Source organism: Actinoplanes palleronii (assembly GCF_016862315.1).
GTDB classification, from domain to species: Bacteria; Actinomycetota; Actinomycetes; order Mycobacteriales; family Micromonosporaceae; genus Actinoplanes; species Actinoplanes palleronii.
Map to the genome: position 1 here is coordinate 1 of NZ_BOMS01000212.1, position 2,277 is coordinate 2,277.

The following is a 2,277-nucleotide window of genomic DNA, read 5'->3' on the forward strand; positions in this document are numbered from 1 at the left end:
CTCCCCGCGATGACCGCTGCTCGGCACCGCAATGCGCTTCTCCTGCGCCGACGGTTACCGCCGGCTCCGTCAGGGAACCTCAGGGAGATGAGTACCTATCCTGATCCGGCCTGGCACGGCGATGTCTACCCCTCTGAAGAGGAGATCGATCCGGCCGGCACCGACGGCCCGGTCGGGGCGTACGCCAGCGGGCCCGGGCCGCTACCATCCTCCGCGCCTGGATCACCGCCCATCCCCGGACCGGCAGACCGGGTCGCCACCGCCGCTAACTCGATTGTCATCCGGCGCTCGGACGGATCGATTGAGGTGGTCACCGACCTCGACGGTGACGGCATCGCCGACGTGGTGCAACTCGACCTCGACGGTGACGGGGTGCCCGACCTCACCTACCTCGACACCGACCACGACGGGCAGCTCGACACCGTGCTGCGCACCCCGAACCACTGACAGCACCGTGCGGCGCCGGCCCATTTCCGTACCGCACACGCTGCCCGCAGATCATCGCGCCTGGCCCGGTGACGGCCCCTTCTGCCGCAGCGACCTCAGTGACGGCTGAGTGCTGATCTCGTCAGCGTCGAGGTGCTCCTACACGGGTGCCGCCACGAAAACCGACGGGCAACGCGCCACCAGCACGCAAGCACGCTCCTCGTTGTGTCGGCGGCAGTTGAGGACGTCTGGCGAGGTGGGACTATTTCCCGCGTGACTGTTCGCTGGAGACTTCGGGATGGCCGGCGCAGTAGTACATGACGGAGGTGCATGAAGTGGGCATGACTTTCTACACCGGTACGGCGCCGGCGACAGCGTACGAACAATCCGACCGATCGGGAAAATTAGAGATCTGGGACCGCAGTCAGAAGACGAGCTTCATGTTCTGCGCGCAGATCGCGTCCCTAGAAGAGATGCTGAAGACGCCGAGCGGTGTCGACGCGCCCGGCAACGACGAGGTCTATATCGACCCGCCAGTCTTCCGAGCCTTCATCTTGGCGGCATTCGACTACCTACGGCATAGTGGGTCGCTGCCGCTACGCCGGATGCTGGTGGGCGTCCTACAGACCGCTCTGTTCCTGGATGCCCGAGCCAGCGGTGAAGCACTGCCGATTCCGCCGGGATTCAACGATATCGAGGAAGGCCTCGAAGATATCACCTAGCACCCGCCGGGCCGCTCTCGGCAGATTTGAACAGCCTACGCGTACGAAGGGAGCGGCCGGAAAGCAGCTGACTGTCAGGTCCCTCGATGACGCGGCACGGCTTTCCGCGCGAAGGGCTTATTCTGTAGCGCCGGATCGCGGCAGATGAGCAGGTCAGATCGCGGTATCGGAATCCTGTTCCGAAATCGTCGAGCGAAGGTCTTCGCGTGAGTATCGAGGACGACCTCGACCGATTCGACTGGTCCCGTATCCGGACATATCCCGGCTACGCCGAAATGGTGCCCTATGCGTTAAGAAAGCTCATCGCGGCTTCGGACGAGGAGACTGCCCTGCTCGGCGTATGGATCGAACGCATCCTTCTGTCCGTGGCCGGCCTCTGCGAGGGTTGCGGGACAGTCGCGAGTGCCCTGGTCGCGGCCCTGTCCGAGATGACGCCGTCAGGGCACAGGGTGGCGCTTGATCTCCTGTCGCAAATCTCCGCCGCCGAGATCACCGGGCCGGCGCACGAGCAGATCGGCGCGGTCGACGTCAAGGAGATCCGGCAAGCCGTGGCGGGCGGCTTCCAGCACTACGTAGGCGGCAGGCGGCAGGCGGCAGGCGGTTATGGTCATAATTTTGGTGCGCGGGTAAAGCAGGGATGCTATGGCGATCAGCTTTAATTCGGGGTCAGTGCTTCTGGTGCCTGCCGGCCGGTATCACGCACTGGCGGTCATGACTGCAAAAACGCCACACATTGCCTTCTACTCCTGTCGCGACGAGTTCGATATCGCCGATATCGGGAGCCTTTCCGCCAATGAACCATTGTTCGTCATCGCCGTGATGAAGGCCGCATACTCCGCAGGACGATGGGGCCAGGTGCTGGGCCAACTTCGGGAGACAGCAATTCCTGCGGCGCCTCCGGTCTTCAGGCAGGAAATCGGAAGTGGGGCATGTTCGATTGTTGAGCCAGGCCGGAGCACTCGGTTGCTGGTGCCGAGAGAGGAATGCATCGGCATGGAGCGGCAGGCAGTTTGGTCGGCCCACCACGTCGAGTCCCGATTGGTAGACCACTACGAGGGACGACCCAATATATTCGTCGAGTCACTGAAGGTTGAATTATAGACCCGGACGCACTCAATGCGGCAGTTAA

At 63.2% G+C, this 2,277-nt stretch carries 4 protein-coding genes; all 4 read left to right on the forward strand.

Annotated features, from left to right (window positions below; translation table 11 throughout):
• Positions 1 to 87: 87 nt before the first annotated feature.
• The 4 genes from Apa02nite_RS50635 (at position 88) to Apa02nite_RS50650 (ending at position 2,249) form a co-directional block, all read left to right on the forward strand.
• A complete protein-coding gene (locus Apa02nite_RS50635; RefSeq protein ID WP_203831563.1) occupies positions 88 to 447 on the forward strand; it encodes a hypothetical protein in 360 nt (119 codons plus the stop codon).
• A 320-nt stretch (positions 448 to 767) separates the two neighbouring features.
• A complete protein-coding gene (locus Apa02nite_RS50640; protein ID WP_203831564.1) occupies positions 768 to 1,148 on the forward strand; it encodes a DUF6086 family protein in 381 nt (126 codons plus the stop codon).
• 206 nt (positions 1,149 to 1,354) lie between these two features.
• The gene (locus Apa02nite_RS50645; protein WP_203831565.1) at positions 1,355 to 1,807 is read left to right on the forward strand and encodes a hypothetical protein; all 453 of its coding nucleotides are present in this window, start codon (positions 1,355 to 1,357) and stop codon (positions 1,805 to 1,807) included.
• Positions 1,791 to 2,249 carry a hypothetical protein gene (locus Apa02nite_RS50650; RefSeq protein WP_203831566.1) on the forward strand — a complete coding sequence of 153 codons (459 nt, stop codon included), beginning with the start codon at positions 1,791 to 1,793 and terminating at the stop codon, positions 2,247 to 2,249. Before Apa02nite_RS50645 ends, Apa02nite_RS50650 begins: the two co-directional genes overlap by 17 nt.
• The last annotated feature ends 28 nt before the right edge of the window (positions 2,250 to 2,277 follow it).